Origin of the sequence: Streptomyces sp. NPDC086554 (assembly GCF_040686095.1) — a bacterium.
GTDB lineage: Bacteria > Actinomycetota > Actinomycetes > Streptomycetales > Streptomycetaceae > Streptomyces.
In genome coordinates this window covers 212,457-238,877 of record NZ_JBFBJK010000003.1, presented here as the reverse complement: position 1 = coordinate 238,877, position 26,421 = coordinate 212,457, and the positions used below count along the sequence as shown (strand labels likewise).

The following is a 26,421-nucleotide window of genomic DNA, read 5'->3' as shown; positions in this document are numbered from 1 at the left end:
ACCCTAACGGGCGCGCTTGGCCCGTACGGCCGCCGTGACGGCCCAGCCGATGCCGCCCGCCGCGATCAGCACCAGGATGCCTTCGGGCAGGACGCCGTACCGGGTGGCCGGGGTCTGCGAGGAGCGCAGCGGCACCTCCTGGACGAGCGAGTCGGCGGTGAACCACGTGGTCTTCTGGGAGACCTCGCCGTCCGGCAGGATGATCGCGCTGACGCCGCTGGTGACCGGGACGGTGACGGTGCGGCTGTGCTCGACGGCGCGGATCCGCGACATGGCGAGCTGCTGGTAGGTCATCTCGCTGCGGTCGAAGGTCGCGTTGTTGCTGGGCACCGAGATCAGCTGGGCACCGTGCGTGACGGTGTCCCGCACGGCCCAGTCGAAGGCGGCTTCGTAGCAGGTGGCGAGGCCGACCTTGGTGCCCGCCATGGTGAAGACGCCGGGCTCGGTGCCGCGGCTGAAGTCCTGGCGCACCATGCCTACGTCGCTGCTGAAGAAGCCGACGACGGAGCGCAGCGGGATGTACTCGCCGAACGGCTGGATCTGCCGCTTGTCGTAGGTGTCCGTGGGTCCCTTCTTCGGGTCCCACAGGATCTGCTCGTTGAAGAGCTTGCCGTCCTTGGTCTCGACGACGCCGCCCACGGAGATGGGGGCGCCGATCGCCTTGACCGCGCGCTCGATCGCCTCGCGCGCGTCGGGGTTGGTGAACGGGTCGATGTCGGAGGAGTTCTCCGGCCACAGGACGAAGTCCGGCTGCTTCGCCTTGCCCGCCTCGACCCGGTCGGCGAGCCGTTCCGTCTCGCGTACGTGGTGGTCGAGTACGGCACGGCGCTGGGCGTTGAAGTCGAGCCCGGCCTGCGGGACGTTGCCCTGGATGGCCGCGACGGTCGCGGTGCCGTCCTCGGCGTCGTCGCTGACCAGGGGCTTCGCGGCGAAGGCGCCGACGACAGGGACGAGCACGCTCAGGACGGCCACGGCGGCGGCACCACGGCGCAGGCCGCGCGTGCCGTGTGCGTCGCGCACCTGGCGGACGATCTCGTACAGGCCGAAGCCGCACAGGACGACGGCGAACCCGAGGACCGGCGTCCCGCCGAGTGCGGCCAGCGGCAGGAAGACGCCGTCCGCCTGCCCGAAGGCGATCTTTCCCCAGGGGAATCCGCTGAACGGCACGCGCGCGCGTGCCGCCTCACCGGCGGTCCAGAGGGCCGCTGCCCACAGCGGGTAGCCGGGCAGCCGTGAGACGACGGTGATGCCCGCTCCCACCAGGGCCACGAACATCGCCTCGATGGCGGCGAGCGCCAGCCAGGGTCCCGGGCCGACCTCCACCCCGGTCCACACCAGGAGCGGCAGCAGGAAACCGAGCCCGAAGAGGTAGCCGAGCCCGAGGCCCGCCTTCCAGGTCCGGCCGTGCAGGCACCAGGCGAACACCGCGAAGGCCGGCAGGGCCAGCCACCACAGGGTGCGGGGCGGAAAGCTGACGTACAGCAGCACTCCGGAGAGTGCGGCCGCGGCGGCCGGGACGAGCGCGCGCAGGACGCGGGCCTTGCGCGAGGCGGGCGCGGGCTGCGGTCCGAGCTGCTCCGACTCGTCTACGGGGGTGGTGGTGGCGGTCACTCGGGGAGTGTACGGCGCGTCACCTGGGGACGGACAGCATGGTCATGATCGGCGGCGGACGGCGGCGGAGGCAGCCTCGGCGCCCGTCAGCCGGATCGTTCCTGCGCAAGACGCCCCAATGCGGGGCCGCAGCGACTACCGTGTGGCCGAGTCCCCGACGTGCGGCCAGATCCAGCCACCGCGATCGGGGCCCGTCACGCAACGGGGGGCGACGGGGTGGGGGCAAGAACGGGGATGGCCGCGACGGCCGGTCCACCAGGGGCTTACGAGCGACGCAGCGCGTCCGACGCGACGGGCGTCGCCCTGCTCGGTGTCTGCGCCGCCTGGACCTTGATCACCGCGGGGGTGCACGGCGGGCAGCCGGAGGGCGTCCTGCTCGCGGTCCTCGCCGTGGCGGCGGGATACGCGGGCGGCCGGATCTGCGGGACGCTGCTGCCGGTCGCCGCGCCCTGCGCCGGGGCGCTGGCCGGAATCGGCCTCGCGGCGGCCGCGCCGCGACTCTCGCCGGGGCCCGTGAGCACGGCGCCCCTGGGCCACACCGGCGCCACCGCCGCACTCCTGATCCTGGCCGCGGGCGCGGCCTGCTGTGCGGCGTGGGCGGCCCGGAAACCGGCGCTGCGCCTTGTGCTGCGGCTGCTGGCCGCGGGCACGGTGGTGGCCGCCGCGGCGCTCGACTCGATGGCCGGGGTCGCCGCGTGCACCGGGATCCTGCTCTGCTCGCTGGCGGCCGCCCTGATGCGGCGCCGGGCCCTCGGTCTGCTCGGCCTCGCCCTGGCCACCGTGGTGGTCACCGGCCTGACCTGGGCGATCGCGGACGACGTACTCCCCGACGGGCTCTCCGCCTCCTTGGAAGGCCAGCTCGACGGGCACCGGGTACAGCTCTGGCAGGACGCACTCGACCTGGCGGGCCGGGAGCCGGCGCTCGGCGTGGGCCCCGGACGGTTCACGGACGTCAGCCCGACCGTGGCCGAGAATCTCCTCACGGACGGCAAGCCCCACTCGGCACCGCTGCAGCAGGCAGCCGAGCAGGGCTTCACGGGCGTGGCCCTGCTGGCGGCGGTGTTCTGCTGGCTTCTGTACGCGCTGTACCGCTCGCCGCGTTCGACCCAGGTCGTCCTGTCAGCGGGGGCCGCCCTGACGGCGCTCGCCGCCGTGGCATCGGTCGGCAACGCGCTGAGCGTCACGGCGGTGACCACGGGCGCCGGCTATCTGGCGGGCATCGCGACCGCGCGACCGCTGAGCGACGAACCGTCGCAGGTCAGGCCGCCGGGCTCCCCGCCATGGGCAGCCGGTCCCGGATGATCCGGACGGCGGCTTCGGCGTTGTCGACGGTGACCGTGAACGTACGGCCGTCCCCCAGCTTGAGCACCAGGCCCTCGCCGCGCCGGACCACGACCGCGGTACCGACGTCGGGCCGCGAGCGGTAGCCCCAGCCGCCCCACTGCCGGGGGCTGACGGCCTGCGCGAAGTCGGCGCCCACCACGTGGGAGAGGGGGATACGGCGGCGCGGCAGGCCGATGTGGCCGCAGCGCACTTCGAGGCACTCCTTGTCGACCTTCACGGCGACATGGACGAAGGCGAGGGTGCCGAACAGAATCAGGAGCCCGGCCGCGATGCACCCCACGACCGACATCACCAGAGCGGCGACCCCGGACGTCCACATGCTGTCGACGGCCAGCTCGATGCCGAGCGCGATGCAGGCGGCACCTGCCAGCGCCAGCAGCCACTGGAAACGATTGGTCGCGCTGCCGGTCCAGACTTCCGGCGTGGCGCCGGCCGCGCCGTCCGACTCGCCGTGGGTGTGGTCCCTCATGCGAATGAGACTACTCAGGTTCCGGCCCGAAGGCACCGCGTCGCGGAGCGTGACTGCTCCGGGCGGGCCTCAGCGCGCCTGGCTGACCGCCGCGAGCAGCCGGCCTTCCGCATAGGTTCGGGCGGCGGCGGGCAGCTCGGAGACACGGCCGCTCAGGATCACCGTCAGACCACCGTCCGTACCGGTGCCCGGGCCGGGGAGCACTCCGATCCTGCGCAGCGCCTGGCCGGCGACCGCACCGGCGGAGCCGTGCAGGACCAGGGGCGGCAGCTGCGGCTGCTGCACGGCCGCACGGATACGCTCCGCAACCAGCTCGTAATGGGTGCAGCCCAGGACGACGGTGCTTACATCACGCGGAGTGAGTGCTGCCGCGGCAGCGATCGCCCGGTCGATGGCCGCCTCATCCGCGTACTGCACGGCGTCAGCGAGGCCGGGGCAGGGGACCTCGGTGACGCGGGCGCCGCCCGCGAACTCCTCGATGAGGCCACGCTGGTAGGGGCTTCCCGTGGTGGCGGGCGTGGCCCAGATGGCGACGGAACCACCGCTCGCCGTCGCGGGCTTGATCGCCGGCACGGTCCCGATGACGGGCAGGCCGGGTTCGAACCGGGCCCGCAGGGCGGGCAGGGCGTTCACGGTGGAGGTGTTGCACGCCACGATCAACGCGTCCGGGTGGTGCTCGGCGGCAGCCTCGGCGACCGCGAGCGAGCGCTGGACGATGTCCTCGGTGGAGCGCGGCCCCCACGGCAGTCCGTCGGGGTCCGATGAGAGGACGAGATCGGCGTCCGGCCGCAGGCGACGTACCGCGGCCGCCGCGGCGAGCAGTCCGATACCGGAGTCCATAAGCGCGATCTTCACCCGGTCACCATAGTCGATCGGCCTCATCGGCCCGGTGCCGTGGGGCAGACTGCGGCGGATGAGCGCCGTTGTGTGGACCGCCGCCGGATCGCTTGCCGCTTGGCTGTGGCTGCTGTTGGGGCAGGGCTTCTTCTGGCGTACGGACCTTCGTCTGCCGCCACGTCACGACCCGGATGCGCCGCCACAACGTGACCCGGACGCCTGGCCCTCGGTCTGCGTCGTCGTCCCCGCACGCGACGAGGCCGAGGTGCTGCCCGACAGCCTCCCCTCACTCCTCGCCCAGGACTATCCGGGGCGGGCCGAGGTCTTCCTTGTCGACGACGGGAGTTCGGACGGCACCGGCGAGCTCGCCCGCACGCTGGCCGACCGGCACGGCGGCCTGCCGCTGACCGTCGGCTCGCCCGGTGAGCCGCCGCCCGGCTGGACGGGCAAGCTCTGGGCCGTACGTCATGGAATCGCCCTGGCACGCACGCGTGCACCCCGCTATCTGCTGCTCACCGACGCGGACATCGCCCATGAGCCGGACAGCCTGCGGCAGTTGGTGGCCGCGGCGGAGACGGGCGGCTTCGACCTCGTCTCGCAGATGGCGCGGCTGCGGGTCGTGAGCGTGTGGGAGCGGCTTGTCGTCCCGGCCTTCGTGTACTTCTTCGCGCAGCTGTATCCGTTCCGCTGGATCGCGCGGAAGGGCTCGCGCACGGCCGCAGCGGCGGGCGGGTGCGTCCTGCTGAGTTCGGCGGCCGCCGAACGCGCGGGGATTCCCGACTCCATCCGGCACGCGGTGATCGACGACGTGTCGCTGGCGCGGGCGGTGAAGCGCACGGGCGGCCACATCTGGCTGGGCCTCGCGGAGCGCGTCGACAGCGTGCGGCCCTATCCCCGGCTCGGGGACCTGTGGCGGATGGTCTCGCGCAGCGCCTACGCCCAGCTGCGGCACAACCCGCTGGTGCTGCTCGGCACGGTCCTGGGGCTCGCCCTGGTCTATCTGGTGCCGCCCGTCGCGCTGTTGGCCGGCCTGGCGGCCGGGAACACGGCGACGGCCGTGCTCGGCGGGCTCGCATGGCTCCTGATGACGGCCACGTACCTCCCGATGCTGCGCTACTACCGGCAGCCGCCGTGGCTCGCTCCCCTGCTGCCGTTCACCGCCTTCCTCTACCTCCTGATGACGGTGGATTCCGCGGTGCAGCACTACCGGGGGCGCGGTGCGGCGTGGAAGGGGCGGACGTACGCCCGCCCCGATCCCACTCCGGAACAGCGCTGAGGGTCACTTCCTGCCGGGCGTCCAGTTCATGCCCCAGCCGTAGGCGTAGTCGATGGTGCGCTGGGGGCTCACGCCGCGCTCGGGGACCAGGTAGCGGGCCTCGCGCTGGACGAAGAGGTCGCCGTTGTTGTTCGTGATGAGCGCGAGCGCGCACACCGTGGAGGGCACCGTGCACTCGTCGAGCGAGAAGTCGATGGAGGCGCCGTGCTGCGGCTGCAGGGTCACGGTGGCGTTCAGGTCGGCGAAACTGCGCGCGCCTTCGTAGATCGTCACGAAGATGACGATGCGCTTGAAGTCGTTGATGTGGTCGAGGTTGACGGTGAGGTTCTCACCGGTGGCGACCGCTCCGGTGCGGTCGTCGCCGTCGAGCAGCAGGTACGGGGGCTGGTCCAACGCCCCGAAGGCATTGCCAAGGGCCTGGACGACTCCCTTGCGGCCGTCGGCCAGTTCGTACAGGGCACAGAGGTCCAGGTCGAGGTCGGCGTGCATCGCCACGGCCCGGCCGAGCTTGGCGCCCCAGCCCTTGAACTGCTTGCGCACCTCCCAGTTGAGGTTCACGCGCATCGCGCCGGATGTGCCGCCCTGCTTTTTCAGCGAGACGGACGGCGCCTCCTTGGTGAGCGTGACCTTCGTCAGGCGTACGGGCTGGGAAGCGGGCGCGGCGGGCGCCTGGGCGGGCGGCGGTGGGGCCTGGACCGGGGCGGCGGGAGCCGGAGGCTGCACCGGGGCCGGGGCGGCGACGGGCGGGGCCGCCTGCTGGGGCTCGTCCACCGAGATGCCGTAGTCCGTGGCCAGACCCTCGAGGCCGCTGCCGTAACCCTGCCCGACGGCACGGAACTTCCACGCGCCCTGGCGGCGGTAGAGCTCACCGAGGACGAACGCCGTCTCGACGCTCGCGTCCTCGCTGTCGTAGCGCGCGATCTCGGCGCCGTTCGCCGCGTCGACGACGCGGATGAAGAGGCCGGGCACCTGCCCGAACGTTCCGCCGTCCGTCGAAGCGGCGAGCACCACGGTCTCGATCGCGGGCTCCACGCGCGCGAGGTCGACGACCAGCGCGTCGGTCACCCGGCCGCCCTCGGTCTTCTTGCCCTCGTGGCGCACCGCCCCGGAGGAGTGGACCGCCTGGTTGTAAAAGATGAAGTCGTCGTCCGAGCGGACCTTTCCCGAAGCGGCAAGGAGCAGCGCCGACGCGTCGGCGTCCGGTACCCCCGGCCCCGAGGACCACCCCAATTCGACCCGCACGGCCGGTGCAGGCACCGGAACATTCGATCCTTTAGGCATTGTCATGTCCGCCCCCATCGCAAGTCGCCATCCGGCCGGGCCGCCGATTCGTTGTTGACCAACCTATTACCCGGACCCCGAAGAGGCCCATGTCCGCCGCGGATGCCCCTTCCCGCGACCCTCCCGTCAACCTTGCGTCAACCGCCGGTAACCCGTACGGAGCTTGGCTTTTACACGATCCCTACGCCGCCGCGCGACCGATTTTTCCTAAGTTCGCTCACATTGGGGAAGCCCAGTCACTACCGACACGTAAAACAACCCTCTTATCGGTCTCCCCAACCAGCACATCAAGGGCTTAACTTATGTCTCATGACCTCCCCCCGCTCCACCTATGGCGGCGGTTACTACTCCGCGCCGTCCTTCCCGGACACTCCGATCTACGACTCGCTTGTCGCCGAGCGGGGCACTCCGCAGATCGCCCCGATCCGGGTTTCCCCTGCGTACGACACGGGCAGTCACCTGCCCGCGCTCCCGGCCGCCCCGCTGCCCGCGCTGCCGGCCGCCCCTTCCCACCACAACCCCGCGTACGGCTACGCGGCGGCCCCGCAGCCCGCCCCGCTGCAGCAGGCCCCCGCCCCGTACATCCCGCAGCAGCCTTCGGCGCCGCGCGGCTACCCGGGACCCCAGCAACAGCAGCGTCCCCCCGCCGGGACCGGCTACGAGGCGATGCGCCCGGCGGCGCCCCGCCCCGCGCCGACGTACGAGGATCCGTACAACCGCCCCTACCGCGGCTACTGATTCGCCCGTATGCGTCCCTGTCAGTGGCTGCTGGCAGGATGGCCGCATGCCGAATCCAGCGCTGCACTCGATCCACTTCTACCCGCTCAAGGCGGTCGGGGGACACGCTCCGCGTGAGGCCGTCGTCGAGCCCTGGGGACTCGCGGGTGACCGGCGGTGGGTCCTGGTGGACAGCGAAGGACGGATCGTCACGCAACGGCCGCATCCGCGCCTGGCGTTGGCCGCCGCCGAGCTCCGGCCCGGCGGCGGCATACGCATGTCCGCGCCCGGCCAGGAGCCGTTGACGGTCGCCGTGCCGCCGGCCGGCGAGACCGTCCCGGTGGAGATCTGGCGCGACAAGGTCGAGGGAGTTCCGGCCGACGCGGCGGCGCACGCCTGGTTCAGCGCCTATCTGGACGTGGACGTCCGGCTCGTCCATCTCGACGACCCCGCGACGCGGCGCCCCATCGATCCGGAGTACGCGAAGGACGGCGAGACCGTCACGTTCGCCGACGGCTATCCGCTGCTCCTGACCACGCTCTCCTCGCTCGACGCCCTGAACTCGCTGATCGCCCAGGGCGATCACTCCGACGAGGGGCCGCTTCCCATGAACCGCTTCCGGCCGAATGTGGTCGTGGACGGTACGGCCCCGTGGGCCGAGGACGACTGGTCGCGCGTCGCGATCGGTGATGTCACCTTCCGGGTCGCCAAGAAGTGCGGGCGCTGCGTCGTGACCACCACCGACCAGCGGACGTCGGAGCGCGGCAAAGAGCCGCTGCGCACCCTCGCCAAGCACCGCCGCTTCGGTGACCAGCTGGTCTTCGGACAGAATCTGGTGCCCGAGTCCACCGGCACCGTCCGGATCGGCGACCCTTTCACGGTCCTCGAATGAACGGCCCCGGTGAGGGGAACTCGGAGGCGAGGCGCGGACGTTGAGCGTCGATGAGAAGGGTGATTTCGCTCTCTCTTCTTCCCACCGACGCGTGGGCCGTGCCGTTCGCGGTTAAGACGGACGCGGAAGGGGGTGCAGGACTGTGCGAGCGCTCGTCGGACTCTGGCGGTGGCGGCACAATCCGCTGCGCCGGAAGACCGACCTCGTAGAGGCGTGGGTGGCCCTCGCCGCCCTCCTGCTCATCGCCGTCGCCGCGCCGGTGACCGGCACCGTCGTCGGCGGCCTCGCGCGCGAAGCCCTGCTCCAGTCGGTCCGGGAGCAGCGCGAGGCACGGCACGCGATCTCCGCCACCGTGGTCGAGAAGGTCTCGAGACCCCCGGTCGACCCCGATCCCGAGACTTCGTCCGCCCGCGACAGACACAGCCGCGTGATCGCCGACTGGACGGCTCCCGACGGCACTCCGCGCTCCGGCACCGTGGTCGCCGACCTGGAATCACCGGACCCCGGCGACCGGTTCCGGATCTGGACGGACGAGCACGGCCTGGTGGTCGGGCGGCCGTTGGACGGCGCGACCGCGGCGACGCACGCCGCGTTGGCCGGATTCGGTGCCGCCGCGGCGGTCGTCGGCGTCGTCGAGGGCACCCGGCGGCTGGTCGTCTGGCGGATGGTGCGGCGGCGGTACGACCGCTGGGACCAGGCCTGGGACAAGGCGGGCCCGGACTGGGGACGCACCGGCACCGGCTCCTGAGCCGGTGAGAGACCGGCGATGACCAGGTGAGAGCCTGGCGATCGGGTCAACTCGCCCCCGCCGCGCGCGCTACGGTGGACCGGCCGAACTCTTCGGCTCCTTGCGCGAGGTCGTGAGGTCCCGCGTACGACGAGGTGGGGGCAGAGCAACTCCATGGCACAGGGCACGGTCCAGGTGACGCACACCGGCACGTCGCGGTGGCGGCGCCGCACGGGCGAGTACGCATCGCTCGCCGCCGCCTTGGAGGCCGCGACCGACGGGGATGTCCTCACCGTCGCACCCGGCACCTACCGCGAGAACCTCGTCGTCCAGCGCGCGGTGACGCTGCGCGGCCCCGAGAACTCCCCCGGCTCCGTCCGCATCGCACCCTCCGACGGCGTGCCGCTCACGGTCCGTTCGTCCGCCGTGGTGCAGGACCTGCACATCGAGGGCCAGGACTCGGCGGCGCCCGCGCTGCTCGTCGAGGACGGCGCACCCGAACTCGTCGACGTACGCGTGGTGACGCGCTCGGCCTCCGGGATAGAGGTGCGCGGCGGCGCGCGCCCGACCGTGCGCCGCTGCACGGTCGACAACCCCGGCGGCATCGGCATCGCCGTACTCGACGGCGGGGGCGGTGTCTTCGAGGAGTGCGAGGTCGTCTCGGCCGGGCAGTCGGGCATCGCCGTGCGCGGCGGCGCGCACCCCCGCCTGGAGCGCTGCCGGGTGCATCACGCATCGGGCGCCGGGCTCTCGGCGACCGGCGAGCACACCGGACTCGAGGCGATCGGCTGCGAGGTGTACGAGGTCAAGGGCGCGGGGGTGCAGATCACCGGACGGGCCACCGCGCACCTCACGGACTGCGACGTACACCGCACGACGTCGGACGGCGTCACGCTCGACACGGACGCCGTCCTGACGCTCGCCGACTGCCGGATCCACGACATCCCCGAGAACGCGATCGATCTGCGCTCCCGGTCGGTGCTTACCCTGACGCGGTCCACGGTGCGGCGGTTCGGCCGCAACGGCCTGTCGGTGTGGGACCCGGGCACGCGCGTGGACGCCAACCAGTGCGAGATCCACGACAGTACGGGCGACTATCCGGCGGTGTGGGTCAGCGACGGCGCGACCGCCGTCCTGGAGTCCTGCCGGGTGCACGACGTGCCGGACGCGCTGTTCGTCCTCGACCGCGGCTCGCGCGCCGACGTCATCGACAGCGATCTCTCCCAAGTGCGCAACACGGCGGTGTCGGTGAGCGACGGCGCCACCGCGCAGCTGGACGACTGCCGCATCCGCGAGGCCGCCACCGGCGCGTGGTTCCGCGACCACGGCAGCGGCGGCACGCTGGCCAACTGCACCGTCGACGGCGTCCAGACGGGCGTCATCGTCACCAAGGGCGCCGACCCCACCATCGAGCGCTGCACGGTCACTTCGCCCGCCGAGGCCGGGTTCTACGTGTCGGCGGGCGCCCGCGGCAGCCTGTACGGCTGCCGGGTGACCGACAGCGGCGGCTTCGGCTTCCATGTGATCGACGGCTGTCGTACGACGCTGAAGAAGTGCCGTACGGAGCGGTGCGGACGCGGCGGCTTCGAGTTCTCCGAGGACGGGCCGATCGTCGAGGACTGCACCAGCGACGAGAGCGGCGGCCCGCGGACGACCGCGCGGGAGTCCGCGCCGGCCGTCCAGACGGCCACGCAGTCGGTGGGTCTGCTCGGCGCGGTCCCCGGGCAGCGCACCACGGAGCAGGAGCCCGAGAAGAGTGCCGTCCCCGAGCAGCCGTCCCGCACATCCAAGGCCGTGCTCGGTGAACTGGACGCGCTGGTGGGCCTGGACAGCGTCAAGCGCGAGGTGCGCGCCCTGACGGACATGATCGAGGTCGGGCGGCGCCGGCAGCAGGCGGGGCTCAAGGCCGCGTCCGTCCGCCGCCACCTGGTCTTCACCGGCTCCCCCGGCACCGGCAAGACGACCGTGGCACGGCTGTACGGCGAGATCCTGGCCTCGCTCGGCGTCCTGCAGAGCGGTCATCTCGTCGAGGTGTCGCGCGTCGACCTGGTCGGTGAGCACATCGGGTCGACGGCGATCCGCACCCAGGAGGCCTTCGACCGGGCGCGCGGCGGCGTGCTGTTCATCGACGAGGCGTACGCGCTCTCGCCCGAGGACTCCGGGCGCGACTTCGGCCGCGAGGCCATCGACACGCTGGTGAAGCTGATGGAGGACCACCGGGAGGCGGTGGTGGTGATCGTCGCGGGCTACACGGCGGAGATGAAGCGTTTCCTTTCGGTCAACCCCGGTGTGGCGTCCCGCTTCTCACGGACCATCACCTTCAGCGACTACGCCCCCGAGGAGCTGCTCCGGATTGTCGAGCAGCAGGCCGACGAGCACGAGTACCGCCTCGACTCGGGCACCGGCGAGGCTCTCCTGAAGTACTTCACCGCCCTCCCCAAGGGCCCCGCCTTCGGCAACGGCCGCACCGCGCGCCAGACCTTCGAGGCGATGGTGGAGCGGCACGCGGGACGCGTCGCCCAGTTCGACGAGCCGAGCACGGACGACCTCACCCTGCTGTATCCGGAGGATCTGCCGGAGCTGCCGTGACCTGTGGACCCGGCCGCTGGCCGGGGACGCCCGGCTTGAGCCGGGCGAGCAGCCGGGCCCGCTCCTCGGCGAACGCCGGGTCGACCTGGTAGTCGGAGTGGCCCAGGATCGGTGCGGGCAGCGGGTGTTCCTCGGTGCGGCCGTACGCCAGGGGGTCCTTGAGGGCGTCGCGGTCGACCTGCGGTCCTTCGTCCTCGGGGGGCACCCGGACGGGGCCGCCGATCGGGTCGGTGGTGCGGTGCAGATTGCGCCAGCAGTCGACCTCGCGGTGCAGGGAGCGCAGGGCGGCGGGACCGAAGTGGGCCGGGAACCACCGTCCGTAGAGGCGCTCCAGGGGCGAGCCGTAGGTAAGGAGGGCGACCCGTTTACGTACGGACGGCCACAGCTGCCAGGCGGCCGCCGCGGCCAGGACGCTGCCCTGCGAGTGCCCGGAGATGACGAGCCTGCCGCCCTCGGCACGCGTCTGGCGGGTCCAGGTGTGCATCCGCCAGGTGAGGTCGGGTACGGCGCGCTCGGCGTAGCAGGGGGGCGCGAAGGGGTGGGCGGCGCGCGGCCAGAACGTACCGACGTCCCAGAGGATGCCGATGGTCCGGCGTGCCGAAGGGTCGCGGTAGGCGCGGCGTCCCCAGGTGACGAAGAGTATGAAGCCGAGCCCGATCAGCCAGGAGCCGAGCGACTGGGAGGTCTGCGCGGCCCCTTCGAAGAAGATCGGCAGCCCTTGGGCGGCCTCCCCCGGCACCTCTTCCGTCAGCCAGGCCCCGACGAGCGCGGCGGCGCCGAGGAACAGGGTCACGGCGGAGGTGATGCCGACGATCCGCGGCGCCCGGTCAGTGAGGGAGGCACGCGCGCGCGTGCTCGCGATGCGGCGGGTGCGTGCCGCGTCCTCCGGTTCGCCCGCGTAGTCGTCGGTCACCTTCGCCGTCTCGCGGCGCTTGAGCTGTACGGTGCGCGCTCCCAGCCAGCCGCAGAGCACCGCGACCACCACCAGGAGCGGCGGGATCACGGACGCCTGCCAGGTCAGCAGGACGGGCGGGCCGTCGATCGTGCCGCCCGCACCGGGCTGCCCCGATCCGTCGAGCCAGTCGGCGACGCGCTGGGCGCCGCCGCCGGACATCACTCCGCCGAGCGCGCACGCCAGCATGGCCACGGCAGGGCCGCCGAAGCCGCGGATCGCGGTGCGGGTGTCGGGGGCCGTGCGGTACAGGAGGCGGGCGACCACGGCGAGGGCGACGACGAGGATCCCCTGGACCAGGGCGATACCGCCGAAGGTCGCGTCGCCGGGCAGCCGGCCCTGGGAGATCCACTCGGGGCGTGACCAACCCGCGTACAGGAGGGTCAAGGCGAGCAGGCTGAGCGCGCCGAGCGGCAGGCGGCGGATCAGCTTCTCGTCGAGGTGCTGGTCCAGCTTGTTCTCGCTGCGGCCCCTGCGGCACACCACCCACACCACGAGGCCCGCCCCCAGGACGAGCGTGCCGTCGAGGATCCAGCCGAGTACGTCGAGCAGCGCGGGGCCGCCGCCCCGCCGGTCGTGGCGTGCGGCCGAAGTGCCCACCGCTGCGGCCACCGTGAGGAAGCCCGCGGCCGTGTGCGCGGCGCGCAGCCGGGCCACGAGGCGGCGTCCGTACCAGAATCCGGGCCTGCCGAGCGCGGTCCGGCCGGGGTCCTCCTCCGGGTCCCGCTGGTGGGGCAGCGGCGTCTGGGACTCGTACGCGCTCCAGGTGCGGTGCGAGAGGTACCAGAGCAAGGCGGTCATGGCGGTCGGCACGACGGCGGCGAGCGCGAGGCGCCGCCCCGGCTGGGACCACCAGCCGCCGTGCCCGGAGGCGTCCGTCGCCAGGAAGCCGAGCCAGGAGCGGCCTTCGGCGCACTCGGGCGTGCCCGCGCACTGCCAGGCCGTCAGGTCGATGGCGACCTCACAGGCGGCGGCGATGAGCAGCACGGTGAGGGTGAGTCCGGTCAGGCGCACCAGGAGGCCGTAGGCGCGGACGGTCTTCTTCCTGCGCCGCGAGGTGGGGCGCATCCAGTGCGCGAGGTTGACCACCATGAAGGGCAGCAGCAGGAGCCACAGGGCCCGTGAGCCGTTGCCGGAGGTCAGGTTGCACCACACGTACGCCTCGGGGACCGGTTTGCCCCGGTAGTCGTCCGGGCGTTGCTCGGCGTCCGCGTCCTCGGTGCGGCGGAAGACCGCCGCCGTCTCGTCGCCGGAGACCCGTACGGTCCTGGGGTCGCCCAGCATCTCTTCCGGTGTGGTGCCCCCGACTCCGTGGACGAGGAGTTCGAGAGCCATGTCTTCTGTTGTCGAGCGCTCCACTGTTCTGCATCCCCCGTTGCACGTGGTCAGTGTCGATGCGCGTGGTCAGGAAACCAGGATCTCGGCTCGTCGCCCCGTGCGCACCCCCCGTCACGTAATCTCCCCGTTCCGGGTGAGAGGATGAGAACAGCGCATTCGACGGGCGCGACAGATGTGACGAGGCAGAAGGGCCGGACCTGACGTGAGTGAGAATCAGAACCTCCTCGCGGAGCAGCGCCGCGCCCTGATCCTCGACGAGGTACGGCGCCGGGGCGGGGTCCGGGTCAACGAACTGACGCGGAAGCTCGGCGTGTCCGACATGACGGTCCGCCGCGATCTCGACGCCCTGGCCCGTCAGGGCGTCCTGGAGAAGGTGCACGGCGGCGCCGTCCCGGTGGCCGAGGCGAGCACGCACGAGCCGGGGTTCGAGGCCAAGTCGGGCCTCGAGCTGACCGCCAAGGAGGACATCGCGCGCACCGCGGCGTCCCTGGTGGCACCGGGCACCGCGATCGCCCTCTCCGGGGGCACGACGACGTACGCCCTTGCACACCATCTCCTGGACGTGCCGGACCTGACGGTGGTGACGAACTCGGTGCGGGTCGCGGATGTCTTCCACTCCGCGCAGCGCACCTCGGGCCAGCGCCAGGGCGCGGCCACCGTGGTCCTCACGGGCGGTGTGCGCACCCCGTCGGACTCGCTGGTGGGCCCGGTCGCCGACCAGGCGATCGGGGCGCTGCACTTCGATGTGCTCTTCCTGGGTGTGCACGGCATATCGGCCGAGGCCGGTCTGTCCACGCCCAACCTCGCGGAGGCGGAGACCAACCGGCGTCTGGTGCAGTCGGCGCGGCGCGTCATCGTGGTCGCCGACCACACCAAGTGGGGCACGGTGGGCCTCAGTTCGTTCGCGACGCTGGCGCAGGTCGACACGCTCGTGACGGACCCCGGGCTGCCCGCGGAGGCGCGGGCGGAGATCTCCGACCATCTGCGGCGCCTGGTGATCACGGGCGAGCCCGAGGAGCCCGAGGAGAGCGGCGGGTACGCCGCAGACATCTGACGACCCCTCAGCTATGGTGACGGTGGCTGGTCAACCACCCGATGCTGCTTGGGGGCTGAGTTCGATGGCACGCCGACTGAGGCCCGTGGGGCTCGAGTTCGCCGAGTCCGCACCGCTGCGTCTGGTCTTCGCCCGTGAGGTGGGCGCCGCGCCCGAGGCGGTGTACAGCGCCCTCGCCGACGACATGACGGGCTGGCCCGAGTGGTTCACGGCGGTCACCCTGTGCCGCCCCATCGACGGCGGCGCGGGCCGCGAGGTCCGGCTCAAGGGCGGCACACGCTTCCGGGAGACGATCGTGGCGGCCGAGGCGGCGCAGCGGTACGCCTACCGGATCGACGAGACGAACGCGCCGGGTCTGCGCGCCCTCCTGGAGGAGTGGCGGCTCACCCCGGCCGGCACCGGCACCCGCGTGCAGTGGACCTTCGCCGCGGACGGCGCCGCGCCTTTCCGCTTCGCCATGAAGCTGGGCAGGGCGGGCATGAGCCGGGCCTTCCGCGACGCCGTGACGGCCCTCGACCGACGCCTGGCGGCGGCGAACGCCTGATCCCTCCGCCGCCCCGAAGGTGCCCCCGAAGGGGCGCGGGGAACTGCGCGACCAGCCACATGCGACCCGCAGCCCAAGCACCGCTCTTCCCGCGGAGCGCTAGCCCCAAGTCCCGGTCGCCAGCAGCGACTTGATGGCGGCCGCGTACGGCGTGATGTCCAGTCCTTGTTCGGCCAGCCACTCGTCCGAGTAGTACTTGTCCAGATAGCGGTCGCCCGGGTCGCAGATGAGCGTGACGACGCTGCCGGTGCGTCCCGCGGCCACCATCTCGGCGACGATCTTCAGGGAGCTCCACAGGCCGGTGCCGGTCGAGCCGCCCGCCTTGCGGCCGATCGCCTGCTCCAGGGCGCGCACGGCGGCGACGCTCGCCGCGTCCGGCACCTTCATCATGCGGTCGATCGCGCCGGGCACGAAGCTCGGCTCCATGCGCGGCCTGCCGATGCCCTCGATGCGGGAGCCGCAGTCGCTGGTGGCGTCCGGGTCGTGGTGGGTCCAGCCGTCGAAGAAACAGGAGTTCTCGGGGTCGGCGACGCACAGCCGGGTGTCGTGCTGCATGTAGTGGACGTAGCGGGCGATGGTCGCCGACGTGCCGCCGGTGCCCGCCGTGGCGACGATCCACGCGGGCTCCGGATAACGCTCCAGCCTCATCTGCTGGTAGATCGACTCGGCGATGTTGTTGTTGCCGCGCCAGTCCGTGGCCCGCTCGGCGTAGGTGAACTGGTCCATGTAGTGGCCGCCGGTCTCGACGGCGAGGGCGGCCGACTCGGCGTACATCGTGCGCGAGTCGTCCACGAAGTGGCACTGCCCGCCGTGGAATTCGATCAGTCGGCACTTCTCGGCGCTGGTCGTGCGCGGCATCACCGCGATGAAGGGCACCCCGATCAGCTTCGCGAAGTACGCCTCGGAGACGGCCGTCGAGCCGCTGGACGCCTCGATCACCGGGCGCCCTGGCCTGATCCAGCCGTTGCAGAGGCCGTACAGGAAGAGGGAGCGGGCCAGGCGGTGCTTGAGGCTGCCGGTCGGGTGGGTCGACTCGTCCTTCAAATACAGGTCGATGCCCCACTCCTCCGGCAGCGGGAAGCGCAACAGGTGGGTGTCGGCCGAGCGGTTGGCGTCGGCCTGGACCTTGCGTACGGCTTCTTTGAGCCAGGCGCGGTACTCCGCGTCGCTGCGGTCGATGTCGAGCGTCGCCATCGGCTCGTCGGCTCGATCCTGCTGTGTGGTGCTCACCGCGCGGCTCCTCCGGGTCGGGCCGGCCACGCTCACAGCCGGCCGGACACCTCGATCATAAGCACCTTTCGCACGCTTCTCACCTGCATAAACACACCTTTGAGCAGCTCAAAGGCACACCTGGCGCAGTTACCGGACGCACCCGCCGGGCACACTGGAGAGAGGATGCTCCGTTCTGTGCCGGCGTCTTCATGCGCACTGGTGCTCGACGCCGGGTGCGTGCAGACTGCACCGCACGGGACGGCAGTCCCGTACGGAGCGACACACCGAGGCGCAAGGGGGCGGAACGTCATGGCGGAGCCGGAGTTCACGGCCACAGGCGTACGGATCGGGCGGCGGCTGCGCTCCCTCACCCGGGCCGGCCAAGTCCGCATCAGCGACGGCAGGTTCGAGCTGCTGACCAGTTACGGCAGGGAGATCGACAGCGCCCCCGTGCAGACGGTGCGCGCGGGCAAGCCGTGGTTCGCCGCGGACGGCCGGGCACTGGCCGAACTGAACGGCACGCGCTACCGGCTCACGCTCGCCGATCACGATCCGGCGCCCGGCGCGGCGGGTCCGCCCACGGTGCGCAAGTTCATCGACGCGGTGCGCAGGGCGTCAGGCCGCAAGACCCGGGACTGAGCGGGGCCGGAGTGCCCGCAGGGCAGGGTGCGAGTTGCACGCCCGCACCCCCTGAGTCACTCTGGTCTCACATCACTCTGGGTTTACCGGCGATGACGCTGCGAACCAGCCCGCCGGCCACACAGCAGGCGGCAGACCACGCGGCCGCTGCTGGATCCGATCGTCGTCTTCTTCCGGACCGTAATTCGGGGAGTCGCAGCCGTGATCAGCCAGCCAAGCAGGTATTGCACAGTGGAGCTCCAGGCTCTGCCCGCGCGGATCGGCCAGGTCCGCAGAATCGTATCGGCGCAGTTGCGCTACTGGCATCTCGATCCCTTGATAGACCGGGCCGCGCTCGGTGTGACCGAGCTGCTGACCAACGTGCACCGGCACGCACAGCCGGACAAGGTGTGCACCGTGGAGATCGAGCTGCTGCTCGACCGCCTCACGGTCTCCGTGCACGATCACGACCCCCGCCTCCCCGAGCTGAACGACGCCGAGACGTTCGAGACCTGCGGACGTGGCCTCGCGATGGTCGCCGCGGTCAGCGAGAGCTGGGGCGTACGCCCGCACGGCGAGACGGGCAAGGTCGTCTGGTTCACCCTTCCGGCGCCGACCCCGGCGGCTTCTCTGCCCACGTACCCGGTGTACGGGGCGGCCACGGCTGGCCCCTTCGCGGACCTGGACACCGGCGCGCCGGACGCCCTGGCCGACGCGCCCGGACATGCTCCCGCCCGGTCGGCCGTTGTCGGCTGACCGGGCGGTGACAGGCCCCGCGTCCGTGACGGCGTACGTCACTCGGTGGCGATGGCACGCAGCACGTCCAGGCGTGCGGCCCGCCGCGCCGGACGCAGACCCGCAAGGGCTCCCGCCGCCAGGCCCACCAGGGCGACCACCACGAGCTGCACCGGCGGCACCGCGAACGCGAAGGCACTGTCGGTCGCGCCGTCCGAGGCCTTGACCAGGACCCAGCCGAGGAAGCCGCCGAGCGCCAGGCCGCCGGCCGTGCCGAAGGCCGCTACGAGCACCGACTCCCAGCGGACCATGGCCCGCAGCTGCGCCCTCGTCTGCCCGACGGCCCGCAACAGACCGAGCTCGCGGGTACGTTCGTGGATCGCGAGGGTCAGGGTGTTGGCGATGCCGAGCAGGGCGATCAGGACCGCGAGCGCGAGCAGGGCGTAGACAAGCGTGAGCATCATGTCGATGCCGCCCGCCGCGGACTGCGCGTACTCATCCCGGCTCTGCACGTCCGGATTGCCGTACTCCTGGGCGGTCTTGGAGACCGCGGCCTCGCCGTCGCTCGCGCTCACCCCGTCCTTGAAGGTGACGGACACGAGACTGTCGGCGTCCTGCATGCGGTGCGGCGCCCAGGCCTCACGGGTGATGACGTAGTCCCCCGCGAGCTCCGACTGTCCGAACAGCGCGCGGACGGTGAAGGTGGCCTTCTTGCCGTCGGCGAAGGCGAGTTCCGCCTTGGATCCGACCTTCAGGTCCTGCTTCTGTGCCTCGGCGCGATTGATCGCGATGCCGTTGGTGCCGAGGTCCAGCGAACCCTCGATCTTGCCGAGGTCGAAGGACTTGGCGAAGGGGCCGGGGTCCGTGACGGTCAGGGCGCGCCCTTCCCCGTCGACCTCCGCCGCGCCCTTGCCCAGGCCGACGGCGGTCTCCACCTCCGGCTGCTCCGCGAGCGCGGGGGCCAGCTTGGGGCTGAGTCCGCTGCCGCCCGCGCCGAAACCGGGGGTGCTGATGGCGAGATCGCCGGCGAAGGAGCGGTTCACCGTCTGGTCCATGGTCGCCTTCAGCGAGGCGCCGAAGACCGTGAAGAGCGAGACGACGGCGACGCCGATCATCAGCGCGCTCGCGGTGGCGGCGGTCCGCTTGGGGCTGCGCAGGGCGTTGCGCCGGGCGAGCCCGCCCGTGACGCCGCGCAGCCGGTCCAGGGGCCCGCCGAGAATGCGTACCGCCCGCGAGGACGCGACCGGTCCGAGTACGACGAACGCGGCGAGCGCGAGGACCGCCCCGGCCCCTGCCAGCCACACGGACGGGCTGACGAGGACACCGAAGAGCGAGAGGCCGACGGCGGTGAGGGCGAGGGCCGTGCCCGTGACGGCGCGCCCCCGCGAGGCCCCGGAGTGGTCGACCGCCGTCTCGCGCAGCGCGGCCAGGGGTGCGGTGCGCCCGGCGCGGACGGCGGGCAGCAGGGCGGAGCCCAGGCAGACCACGATGCCGACGGCCAGGGGCAGCAGCATCGACAGGCCGCTGATCACCAGGTCGCCTTCGGGGAAGGGGAATCCGATGGCCGGGAAGAGTGCCTGGAGCCCGGCCGCGATCCCGATGCCGCCCGCGAGGCCGGCCGCCGACGCCACGACGGCGACCGCGCTCGCCTCCACGAGGGTGGATGCGGTGACCTGGCGGCGCGAGGCTCCGAGGGCGCGAAGGAGCGCGTTCTCGCGGGTGCGCTGGGCGACGACGATCGCGAAGGTGTTGTGGATGCTGAAGGTCGCGACAAGCAGGGCGACCCCGGAGAAGACGAGGAGGAAGCTGGTGAAGAGCGTCAGGAACTGGCCGGAGATGTTGTCGGTGTTCTCCGCCGCCGACGCCTCGCCGGTGATCGCCTCAACTCCCTTGGGGAGTACGGGACTCAGCGCGTCGACGAGTTCCTGCTCGCTCACTCCGGGCCCGGCCCGCACCTGGATGGACGCCGCCTCGCCGGGCTTCGGCGTGAGGTACTTCTCCGCGTCGGCCTGCGTCATGCCGGTGAACGTGGTCTGCGCCATGCCGTCCTCGCCACCGAAGGTCGCGAGGCCCACGATCGTCACCTCGACCGGGTCCGGGGTGCGCAGCGTGGTCGTGTCGCCGATCTTCAGGTCGCCGGACTCGACGGCGCCGCGGTTGACGACGACCTCGCCGGACTTGGCGGGGGCGCGGCCGTCGGCCAGCTGATAGGCGTTCAGATCCTTGTCGGCGATCCAGTTGCCGGCGAGGGTGGGCGGGCCTTCGCCGCCGATGGGCTCGCGGTCCTTGCCGAGGAGCTGGCCTGCGCCCTGAATGCTGGGCGCGGCGGCCGCGACACCGTCGGTCCGCTCGATCTTCTCGACGAGCGAGGTCTTGACGGGCTGCCGGGTGCCCTGGCTGTCGTCGGGGGTGGTGATGGTGTCGGCGCTGCGGACCACGGCGTCGGTGCCGCTGGTCGCGTTGCCGAACATGGTGTCGAAGCTGCCGCGCAGGGTGTCGCCCATGACGAGCGTGCCCGCCAGGAAGGCGACACCGAGCATGACCGCGAGGAACGTACCCGCGAAGCGCCGCTTGTGGCCGCGCAGCGAGGACAGGCTGATGCGCGCGGACGCGCTCAGGGAACTCATGACGGTGCCCCCTTGGTACCGGGTGTGGCCGAGGTCGTCGCGGTCTTCGTGGTCTTCGTGGTCGTCGTGGTCTTCGCGTCGAAGGCCTTGAGCCGGTCGAGGACCTTGTCGGCGGTCGGGTCCGCCATCCGGTCCACGAGCCGGCCGTCGGCCAGGAAGACGACCTCGTCGGCGTGGGCGGCGGCCACCGGGTCGTGGGTGACCATGACGACGGTGCGCTCCATCTGCCGTACGGCGCGGCCGAGCAGGCGCAGGACCTCCTCGCCGGAGCGCGAGTCGAGGTTGCCGGTCGGTTCGTCGGCGAAGACGACGTCGGGCTGCCCGGCGAACGCCCGTGCCACGGCGACGCGTTGCTGCTGTCCGCCGGAGAGTTCGGCGGGCCGGTGGTGCAGTCGGTCGCGCAGGCCGACGACGTCGATGAGGGCGTCGGTCCACTCGTGTCCGCCGTGCCGTCCCGCCAGGTCCATCGGGAGGGTGATGTTCTCGGCGACGGTCAGCGTCGGCACCAGGTTGAAGGCCTGGAAGACGAAGCCGATGCGGTCGCGACGCAGCAGCGTGAGCCGTCGGTCGTCGAGTGCGCCGAGCTCGGTGTCCCCGATGTGCGCGGTGCCCGACGTGAGGGTGTCGAGGCCCGCCGCGCAGTGCATCAGGGTGGATTTGCCGGAGCCCGACGGGCCCATGATCGCGGTGAAGCGTCCTGCCGGGAAGCCGACGCTCACCCCGTCCAGGGCCCGTACGGCGGTGTCGCCGCTGCCGTAGACCTTGACGGCCTCGGTGACGCGGGCCGCGTCGAGCGTGGCGGTGCGCTGTCCGGTTGCGGTGCTCATGCCGCACCGCCCTTGGAGGTACGGCCGAACTCCTCGTTCAGGACGGAGAGCCGCCGCCAGTACTCGTCCTCGTCGATCTCACCGGACGCGAAGCGCCGGCCGAGCACGGCGATGGGCGACTTCTCGTCGATGCGTACGTTCGCGTCGTGGCCGTCACGCTGCCACGGTGCGCGGCGGCCACGCCACACGGTGCGGCGCAGCAGGGTGATGCCGCCGATCACGACGGCCGCCCAGATGAGCGGGAAGAACAGGATCCACGGGCCGGGCCCGCCGTCGAAGTGAGCCAGGGTCTGCATGGTGTCCATCTCCTCGGAAGCGAGTTCGCGATGCCTTCGCGCTATCTGTGCGACGCAGTTCGCGATGTCTGTGCGATGTATCGAGATTCGCTCTCCGAGGGGGTCCGAGTCGTCGTACGGCCAGCGGCAGCTCGCGTACCACGCGGGGAGTAGGAGCGACCGTCGACGCTGCTCCCGGAGGAAGCCTGGACCTCTGTACCTACTAGTATGTACAGTACGTCCATGAGCACTCCGGAGCGTCTGATCGAGTCCACCCGCGAGCTGCTGTGGGAGCGCGGCTACGTCGGTACGAGCCCCAAGGCCATCCAGCAGCACGCGGGAGCCGGGCAGGGCAGCATGTACCACCACTTCGCCGGGAAGCCCGACCTGGCGCTCGCCGCGATCCGGCGCACGGCCGAGGAGATGCGGGCTGCCGCCGATGCGGTCCTGGGCGGCGAGGGATCGGCGTACGAGCGTATCGAGGCGTATCTGCTGCGGGAGCGCGACGTGCTGCGGGGCTGCCCGGTCGGGCGGCTCACGATGGACCCGGATGTCATCGCGAGCGACGAGCTGCGCGCGCCGGTCACCGAGACGCTCGACTGGCTGCGGGAGCGGCTCGCCGGGATCGTCGAAGAAGGCCAGGAGCAGGGCGAGTTCACGGCCGCGCTCGATCCGCGGGAGGTCGCGGCGACGGTCGTCGCGACGGTCCAGGGCGGCTATGTGCTGGCCCGCGCCGACGGATCGCCCGCAGCTTTCGACACCGGCGTACGGGGCCTGCTCGCCCTCCTGCAGACAAGGAACCATTGACCATGCATGCGATGCAGTACGAGATCACGCTGCCGGCCGATTACGACATGGGGATCATCCGTGACCGCGTGGCCACCAAGGGGCATCTCCTGGACGGCTACCCGGGGCTCGGCGCCAAGGCCTACCTGGTGCGTGAGCGCGGTGTCGACGACTCCCCCGTGAATCAGTACGCGCCGTTCTACCTCTGGAGCACCCCCGAGGGCATGAACTCCTTCCTCTGGGGCCCCGGATTCCAGGGCATCGTCGATGACTTCGGGCGCCCCGAGGTGCAGCACTGGACGGGTCTGGCCTTCGCGGAGGGACCCGCGTCCGCCGCTCCCGCCAGGGCCGCGATACGGCGCCGGATGCGGATCCCCGACCGCACTCCCCTGGGCCCGCTGGCCGCCGAACTCGTCCACGAGGCCGAGCGGTTGGCGTACCAGGACGGGAACATCTACGCGGCCGTGTCCATCGACCCGCGGACCTGGGAGGCACTGCACTTCTCCGTCTGGGACCACGACTCCCCCAAGGGCGTGGGCGACGTGTTCCAGGTGCTGCACCTGTCGGCACCGGAGCGGGACCTGCTCCCCCGGGGCCGGCAGTGGTGAGCGGCGCGGTCCGCACGGTCCTCGGAGACGTCACCCCCGAGTCGCTCGGCATCTGCGACGCCCATGACCACGCCTACCTGACCAGCCCTCAACTCCCGGGCCAGGAACTGGACTCGACCACAGCAGCGGCGCGCGAGCTGGCGGAATTCCGGGCGGCGGGCGGGCGGAGCCTGGTGCAGTGGACGCCGTACGGCATGGGGCGGCACGCCGGAGAGCTGCCCGAGCTGTCCCGTACGACGGGGGTACAGGTCGTCGCCGCGACGGGACTTCACCAAGCGGCCCACTACACACCGGAGTTGCTCGCCCGACTGCGGGCCGGTGACCTCGGCGCCCTCTTCGTACGGGAGCTGACGCAGGGCATCGGCGACACGGGCGTACGCGCCGGGCTCATCAAGGTCGCGGGCGGCTTCCACGGCCTGGACGCACACGCCCGCTGGACCATGGAGGCCGCGGCCGATGCCCATCGGGCGACGGGAGCGCCCATCGCCGTCCACCTGGAACTCGGCACCGGCGCCCTGGACGTACTCGACGCGCTGTGCGGGGAGTTGGGCGTCCCGCCGGGCCGGGTGATCCTCGGCCATCTGAACCGCTCCCCCGACCTCACCGTCCACCGGGAGGCCGCGAAGACCGGCGCGCATCTCGCCTTCGACGGCCCCTCCCGTGCCCACCACGCCACGGACTGGCGGATGCCGGACGCCGTACGCGCCCTGGCCGAGGCCGGGTTCGCCGATCAGCTGCTCCTGGGCGGCGACACGACGACGGCCGGCGCGCGGTCGGTCAACGGCGGACCGGGGATGCCGAATCTGCTGCGCCGGGTGCGACCACGCCTCCAACTTGCCGTAGGAGAAGACGTGGTGGAGCAGATGCTGACGACGAACCCCGCGCGGGCGTTCGCGGTGGAGTGGGCCTAGGGCCTGTCCGATGGGTCAGGCCGGTCTTCGCGCCGGGTGCCGATTCAGCAGTGCCGAGCGGGCCCTGGTGCGTGCAGCTGCAAGGCGGAGGAGGGCGTCAACGCGAATGGGGTCTCCCCTGCTCGAGCGGAGTCGAGAGCTTGGGGAAGTTGGCAACCGACGACAACGCGGGAGGGGGCACCTCCCTGCTCGAGCGAAGCCGAGAGCTTGGGGGAGTGCGTGCCCGGGGTCGCGACCCCGGCAGGACCCATCGGACAGGCCCTAGCGGACCGGCTTGGCCAAGGTGCGCTCGAGGAGGGGGAGCAGGCGGTCCCAGTGGCGCTGCAGCGCGGCGTCGCTGAAGGCATCGGTGTCGGACATGGTGAAGCCGTGGACGGTGTCGGGGTAGATCTCGGTGGTGTAGTCGACACCTGCGGCGTCCAAGGCCTGGTTGAGCTCGCTGAGGGCCTCGGGCGACAAGTCGTCCACGGCGAGGCCGAGATGGACCTGCGCGGTGAGCTTGGCGCCGAGCCGGTGCGGGCTGTCGGGCGCGTCGGTGACAAGGAGGCCGGGGTGGAATCCGGCGACTGCGGCCACCTGGTCGGGGTGGGCCGCCGCGGTGCGCACCGCCAGGGCGGCGCCCATGCAGTAGCCGATCGTGGCGACCGGTCCGACACCGACCTCCGGCTGGGCGGTGAGGAACCTGAGGTAGGCGTCGGCATCGCTCAGGACACGTTCGGTGGTGTGCGCCTCGACCAAGGGCATCAACTGGGCGAAGATCGACGGGCGGAGGTCGTCTGCGATGTGCTCGGGAAGTTCGATCACCGGTGCCGGGCCGTGCCGGTAGTAGAGGTTGGGGACGAGTACGTAGTACCCGTGCCCGGCCAGTTCGCGGGCCTTCTCCTCCAGCTCGGCCCGCAGGCCGAAGGCGTCCATGTACAGCAGCACCCCCGGGTGCCGCTCGCCGTCGTCCGGGAAGGCGGCGAAGGCGTCGGCCTGGCCGTCGGGGGTGGGAATCCGCAGGGACTTGGTGGGCAAGTTCTTCCCTTTCTCGGGCTGATGTCGGTGCCCAGTTCTCGGGCTGATGTCGGTGCCCAGCCTCTTGGGGCAGGGGTCGTGATCATTTCCAGCGATGACGGATGTCCGCTTATTCCTCGCGCCCGGTCTTCTTCCTCCAATTCCTCGCGCCCGGTCTTCGCCCTCTTGTCCGCGCACGATCTGGCGCCGCTGCTCCCCTGCACTCAGTTGACCGCCCGCCCGAAGTCCGCCTCCAAGTGCCCAAGCAGCCGGGCCGGTGCGTCTTCCTGGACGGTGTGGCCCGCGGCGTCCACCCAGATCAGTTCGGCGTGCGGGATCCTCGCCCGCAGGAATGCGGCGAACTCCCCTGGCAGCAGGCGGTCTTCACGGCCCCAGATGATCCGGGTCGGCACGGACACCTCGCCGAGCAGGGGTTCCAGCTCGTCGGTCTGGGACTGCGCGAACTGGCGGTACTGCCGGTAGAAGGCGGCCTGGCCCCGCGCGCCGCGCCATGGGGCGAGGTAGGCGTCCAGGACGCCGGGACCGTATCCGGCGTACGTGGCGTGGCGCAGGTGGCTGGCCACCAGCGCCTCATGGGCGTAACCGGGCAGCCGCTCGAAGACGTGCGCGTTGTCGCGGATGAGCTTGAAGTAGCCCGTCCCCCACGCACCGCCGCCGACCGCGTCGACCAGCGTCAGATCCCGGTACGCGGCACCCTCCAGGAGCAGGGCCCGCAGCGCGACCGCCCCGCCCACGTCGTGCGCGACCACGCTGGGCCGCTCCAGGCCCCAATGCGCGAGGAGCCGCGCGAAGTGCCTGCCCTGCGCGGCCAGGCCGACGTCCTGGCCGTCCCGCTGCTCCGACCGGCCGAAGCCCAGCAGGTCCCAGACGTAGGCCTTGCGCGTACGGGCCAGGGCGGGGGCGATCCCGCGCCAGATGTACGACGAGAAGGGGGAGCCATGCAGCAGGACGACCGGGTCCCCTTCGCCGAACGACGCCCACCTCACGTACCCGTCGGACGTCTCGAACTTCTCGGCAAGTTGCCAGGTTTGCCAGGTCATCGGATGCCTCCCGCGAGTAGGGGTTCGTGCCGCACCGCTTCGTGCCGCACCGCTTCGTGCCGCACCGCTTCGTGCCGCACCGCTTCGTGCCGCACCGCTTCGTGCCGCACCGCTTCGTGCCGCACCGCTTCGTT

24 protein-coding genes are annotated in these 26,421 nt (G+C 71.8%); 13 read left to right on the top strand and 11 right to left on the bottom strand.

Translation table 11 applies throughout. From position 1 onward, the window contains the following. Positions 1-3 precede the first annotated feature (3 nt). The gene (gene lnt, locus AB0O76_RS06115; RefSeq protein ID WP_365485974.1) at positions 4-1,611 is read right to left on the bottom strand and encodes an apolipoprotein N-acyltransferase; all 1,608 of its coding nucleotides are present in this window, start codon (positions 1,609-1,611) and stop codon (positions 4-6) included. Between the two features lie 234 nt (positions 1,612-1,845). Here lnt and AB0O76_RS06110 point away from each other — a divergent pair, with 234 nt between their 5' ends. After that, positions 1,846-2,913, top strand: coding sequence for an O-antigen ligase family protein (locus tag AB0O76_RS06110; RefSeq protein ID WP_365485972.1), 1,068 nt, complete (start codon positions 1,846-1,848; stop codon positions 2,911-2,913). Here the strand turns inward: AB0O76_RS06110 and AB0O76_RS06105 are convergent. Both AB0O76_RS06105 and AB0O76_RS06100 read right to left on the bottom strand, forming a co-directional pair. Continuing rightward, complete coding sequence (locus AB0O76_RS06105) at positions 2,870-3,424, bottom strand: hypothetical protein (protein ID WP_365485970.1); 555 nt, start codon at positions 3,422-3,424, stop codon at positions 2,870-2,872. The genes AB0O76_RS06110 and AB0O76_RS06105 overlap by 44 nt on opposite strands. A 69-nt stretch (positions 3,425-3,493) precedes the next feature. Continuing rightward, the gene (locus tag AB0O76_RS06100) at positions 3,494-4,306 is read right to left on the bottom strand and encodes an aspartate/glutamate racemase family protein (RefSeq protein WP_365485968.1); all 813 of its coding nucleotides are present in this window, start codon (positions 4,304-4,306) and stop codon (positions 3,494-3,496) included. Positions 4,307-4,337: 31 nt separating this feature from the next. On the opposite strand from AB0O76_RS06100, the gene AB0O76_RS06095 reads away from it, so the two are divergent. Next, the gene (locus AB0O76_RS06095) at positions 4,338-5,537 is read left to right on the top strand and encodes a glycosyltransferase (RefSeq protein ID WP_365485966.1); all 1,200 of its coding nucleotides are present in this window, start codon (positions 4,338-4,340) and stop codon (positions 5,535-5,537) included. 3 nt (positions 5,538-5,540) lie between these two features. Here the strand turns inward: AB0O76_RS06095 and AB0O76_RS06090 are convergent, their stop codons facing one another. Next, positions 5,541-6,836, bottom strand: coding sequence for a TerD family protein (locus AB0O76_RS06090; RefSeq protein WP_365485964.1), 1,296 nt, complete (start codon positions 6,834-6,836; stop codon positions 5,541-5,543). Positions 6,837-7,127: 291 nt separating this feature from the next. Between AB0O76_RS06090 and AB0O76_RS06085 the strand changes: the two genes are divergently transcribed. The 4 genes from AB0O76_RS06085 to AB0O76_RS06070 all read left to right on the top strand — a co-directional run bounded on the left by AB0O76_RS06085 (position 7,128) and on the right by AB0O76_RS06070 (position 11,743). Continuing rightward, positions 7,128-7,556, top strand: a complete 429-nt coding sequence (locus tag AB0O76_RS06085; protein ID WP_365485962.1) for a DUF6643 family protein — start codon at positions 7,128-7,130, stop codon at positions 7,554-7,556. Positions 7,557-7,602: 46 nt separating this feature from the next. Next, positions 7,603-8,427, top strand: coding sequence for an MOSC N-terminal beta barrel domain-containing protein (locus AB0O76_RS06080; protein ID WP_365485961.1), 825 nt, complete (start codon positions 7,603-7,605; stop codon positions 8,425-8,427). A gap of 142 nt (positions 8,428-8,569) precedes the next feature. Further along, positions 8,570-9,175 carry a hypothetical protein gene (locus AB0O76_RS06075; RefSeq protein ID WP_365485959.1) on the top strand — a complete coding sequence of 202 codons (606 nt, stop codon included), beginning with the start codon at positions 8,570-8,572 and terminating at the stop codon, positions 9,173-9,175. A gap of 153 nt (positions 9,176-9,328) precedes the next feature. Next, positions 9,329-11,743, top strand: a complete 2,415-nt coding sequence (locus tag AB0O76_RS06070) for a right-handed parallel beta-helix repeat-containing protein (protein WP_365485957.1) — start codon at positions 9,329-9,331, stop codon at positions 11,741-11,743. On the opposite strand, the gene AB0O76_RS06065 is transcribed toward AB0O76_RS06070, so the two are convergent. Next, a complete protein-coding gene (locus AB0O76_RS06065) occupies positions 11,703-14,030 on the bottom strand; it encodes a hypothetical protein (RefSeq protein WP_365485955.1) in 2,328 nt (775 codons plus the stop codon). The two genes, AB0O76_RS06070 and AB0O76_RS06065, sit on opposite strands and share 41 nt — an antisense overlap. A gap of 205 nt (positions 14,031-14,235) precedes the next feature. On the opposite strand from AB0O76_RS06065, the gene AB0O76_RS06060 reads away from it, so the two are divergent. Both AB0O76_RS06060 and AB0O76_RS06055 read left to right on the top strand, forming a co-directional pair. Next, positions 14,236-15,087, top strand: a complete 852-nt coding sequence (locus tag AB0O76_RS06060) for a DeoR/GlpR family DNA-binding transcription regulator (protein WP_365485953.1) — start codon at positions 14,236-14,238, stop codon at positions 15,085-15,087. Between the two features lie 64 nt (positions 15,088-15,151). Beyond that, the gene (locus AB0O76_RS06055; protein WP_365485951.1) at positions 15,152-15,631 is read left to right on the top strand and encodes an SRPBCC family protein; all 480 of its coding nucleotides are present in this window, start codon (positions 15,152-15,154) and stop codon (positions 15,629-15,631) included. Between the two features lie 99 nt (positions 15,632-15,730). Here the strand turns inward: AB0O76_RS06055 and AB0O76_RS06050 are convergent, their stop codons facing one another. Further along, positions 15,731-16,825 (bottom strand): PLP-dependent cysteine synthase family protein, encoded by a 1,095-nt coding sequence (locus AB0O76_RS06050; protein WP_365486337.1) that lies wholly within the window; start codon positions 16,823-16,825, stop codon positions 15,731-15,733. A 327-nt stretch (positions 16,826-17,152) separates the two neighbouring features. On the opposite strand from AB0O76_RS06050, the gene AB0O76_RS06045 reads away from it, so the two are divergent. Continuing rightward, the gene (locus AB0O76_RS06045; RefSeq protein ID WP_365485949.1) at positions 17,153-17,482 is read left to right on the top strand and encodes a hypothetical protein; all 330 of its coding nucleotides are present in this window, start codon (positions 17,153-17,155) and stop codon (positions 17,480-17,482) included. A 201-nt stretch (positions 17,483-17,683) separates the two neighbouring features. Continuing rightward, positions 17,684-18,217 (top strand): ATP-binding protein, encoded by a 534-nt coding sequence (locus tag AB0O76_RS06040; RefSeq protein ID WP_365485947.1) that lies wholly within the window; start codon positions 17,684-17,686, stop codon positions 18,215-18,217. A 38-nt stretch (positions 18,218-18,255) separates the two neighbouring features. Here AB0O76_RS06040 and AB0O76_RS06035 read toward each other — a convergent pair whose 3' ends face one another. From AB0O76_RS06035 to AB0O76_RS06025, 3 genes are read right to left on the bottom strand one after another with little or no spacing between them, the layout of a single operon-like run. After that, on the bottom strand, positions 18,256-20,814 hold the full coding sequence (locus tag AB0O76_RS06035; protein ID WP_365486335.1) for an FtsX-like permease family protein: 2,559 nt from the start codon (positions 20,812-20,814) through the stop codon (positions 18,256-18,258). A gap of 5 nt (positions 20,815-20,819) precedes the next feature. Next, entirely contained in the window at positions 20,820-21,650 is an 831-nt protein-coding gene (locus AB0O76_RS06030) for an ABC transporter ATP-binding protein (RefSeq protein ID WP_365485945.1), read from the bottom strand. Beyond that, entirely contained in the window at positions 21,647-21,946 is a 300-nt protein-coding gene (locus AB0O76_RS06025) for an SHOCT domain-containing protein (RefSeq protein ID WP_365485943.1), read from the bottom strand. Before AB0O76_RS06025 ends, AB0O76_RS06030 begins: the two co-directional genes overlap by 4 nt. A 222-nt stretch (positions 21,947-22,168) precedes the next feature. Between AB0O76_RS06025 and AB0O76_RS06020 the strand changes: the two genes are divergently transcribed. The 3 genes from AB0O76_RS06020 to AB0O76_RS06010 are packed head-to-tail and all read left to right on the top strand — an operon-like array spanning position 22,169 to position 24,230. Next, a complete protein-coding gene (locus AB0O76_RS06020) occupies positions 22,169-22,732 on the top strand; it encodes a TetR/AcrR family transcriptional regulator (protein WP_365485941.1) in 564 nt (187 codons plus the stop codon). Between the two features lie 2 nt (positions 22,733-22,734). Next, on the top strand, positions 22,735-23,319 hold the full coding sequence (locus AB0O76_RS06015) for a DUF4865 family protein (RefSeq protein ID WP_365485939.1): 585 nt from the start codon (positions 22,735-22,737) through the stop codon (positions 23,317-23,319). Beyond that, positions 23,313-24,230: a phosphotriesterase gene (locus AB0O76_RS06010; protein ID WP_365485937.1), complete on the top strand. Its 918-nt coding sequence runs from the start codon at positions 23,313-23,315 to the stop codon at positions 24,228-24,230. The genes AB0O76_RS06015 and AB0O76_RS06010 overlap by 7 nt, the downstream gene beginning before the upstream one ends. Before the next feature lie 261 nt (positions 24,231-24,491). On the opposite strand, the gene AB0O76_RS06005 is transcribed toward AB0O76_RS06010, so the two are convergent. Both AB0O76_RS06005 and AB0O76_RS06000 read right to left on the bottom strand, forming a co-directional pair. Then, positions 24,492-25,247, bottom strand: coding sequence for a dienelactone hydrolase family protein (locus tag AB0O76_RS06005; protein ID WP_365485935.1), 756 nt, complete (start codon positions 25,245-25,247; stop codon positions 24,492-24,494). Positions 25,248-25,450: 203 nt separating this feature from the next. Beyond that, positions 25,451-26,287, bottom strand: a complete 837-nt coding sequence (locus tag AB0O76_RS06000) for an alpha/beta hydrolase (protein ID WP_365485933.1) — start codon at positions 26,285-26,287, stop codon at positions 25,451-25,453. Positions 26,288-26,421: the final 134 nt, after the last annotated feature.

Bases quoted from the DNA above. Each gene is read 5' to 3' on its own strand.
- AB0O76_RS06110 (WP_365485972.1), top strand. From the start codon at position 1,846: ATGGCCGCGACGGCCGGTCCACCAGGGGCTTACGAGCGACGCAGCGCG.
- AB0O76_RS06105 (WP_365485970.1), bottom strand. From the start codon at position 3,424: ATGAGGGACCACACCCACGGCGAGTCGGACGGCGCGGCCGGCGCCACG.
- AB0O76_RS06100 (WP_365485968.1), bottom strand. From the start codon at position 4,306: ATGAGGCCGATCGACTATGGTGACCGGGTGAAGATCGCGCTTATGGAC.
- AB0O76_RS06095 (WP_365485966.1), top strand. From the start codon at position 4,338: ATGAGCGCCGTTGTGTGGACCGCCGCCGGATCGCTTGCCGCTTGGCTG.
- AB0O76_RS06090 (WP_365485964.1), bottom strand. From the start codon at position 6,836: ATGGGGGCGGACATGACAATGCCTAAAGGATCGAATGTTCCGGTGCCT.
- AB0O76_RS06085 (WP_365485962.1), top strand. From the start codon at position 7,128: ATGACCTCCCCCCGCTCCACCTATGGCGGCGGTTACTACTCCGCGCCG.
- AB0O76_RS06080 (WP_365485961.1), top strand. From the start codon at position 7,603: ATGCCGAATCCAGCGCTGCACTCGATCCACTTCTACCCGCTCAAGGCG.
- AB0O76_RS06070 (WP_365485957.1), top strand. From the start codon at position 9,329: ATGGCACAGGGCACGGTCCAGGTGACGCACACCGGCACGTCGCGGTGG.
- AB0O76_RS06065 (WP_365485955.1), bottom strand. From the start codon at position 14,030: ATGGCTCTCGAACTCCTCGTCCACGGAGTCGGGGGCACCACACCGGAA.
- AB0O76_RS06055 (WP_365485951.1), top strand. From the start codon at position 15,152: ATGGCACGCCGACTGAGGCCCGTGGGGCTCGAGTTCGCCGAGTCCGCA.
- AB0O76_RS06050 (WP_365486337.1), bottom strand. From the start codon at position 16,825: ATGGCGACGCTCGACATCGACCGCAGCGACGCGGAGTACCGCGCCTGG.
- AB0O76_RS06045 (WP_365485949.1), top strand. From the start codon at position 17,153: ATGGCGGAGCCGGAGTTCACGGCCACAGGCGTACGGATCGGGCGGCGG.
- AB0O76_RS06030 (WP_365485945.1), bottom strand. From the start codon at position 21,650: ATGAGCACCGCAACCGGACAGCGCACCGCCACGCTCGACGCGGCCCGC.
- AB0O76_RS06025 (WP_365485943.1), bottom strand. From the start codon at position 21,946: ATGCAGACCCTGGCTCACTTCGACGGCGGGCCCGGCCCGTGGATCCTG.
- AB0O76_RS06020 (WP_365485941.1), top strand. From the start codon at position 22,169: ATGAGCACTCCGGAGCGTCTGATCGAGTCCACCCGCGAGCTGCTGTGG.
- AB0O76_RS06015 (WP_365485939.1), top strand. From the start codon at position 22,735: ATGCATGCGATGCAGTACGAGATCACGCTGCCGGCCGATTACGACATG.
- AB0O76_RS06000 (WP_365485933.1), bottom strand. From the start codon at position 26,287: ATGACCTGGCAAACCTGGCAACTTGCCGAGAAGTTCGAGACGTCCGAC.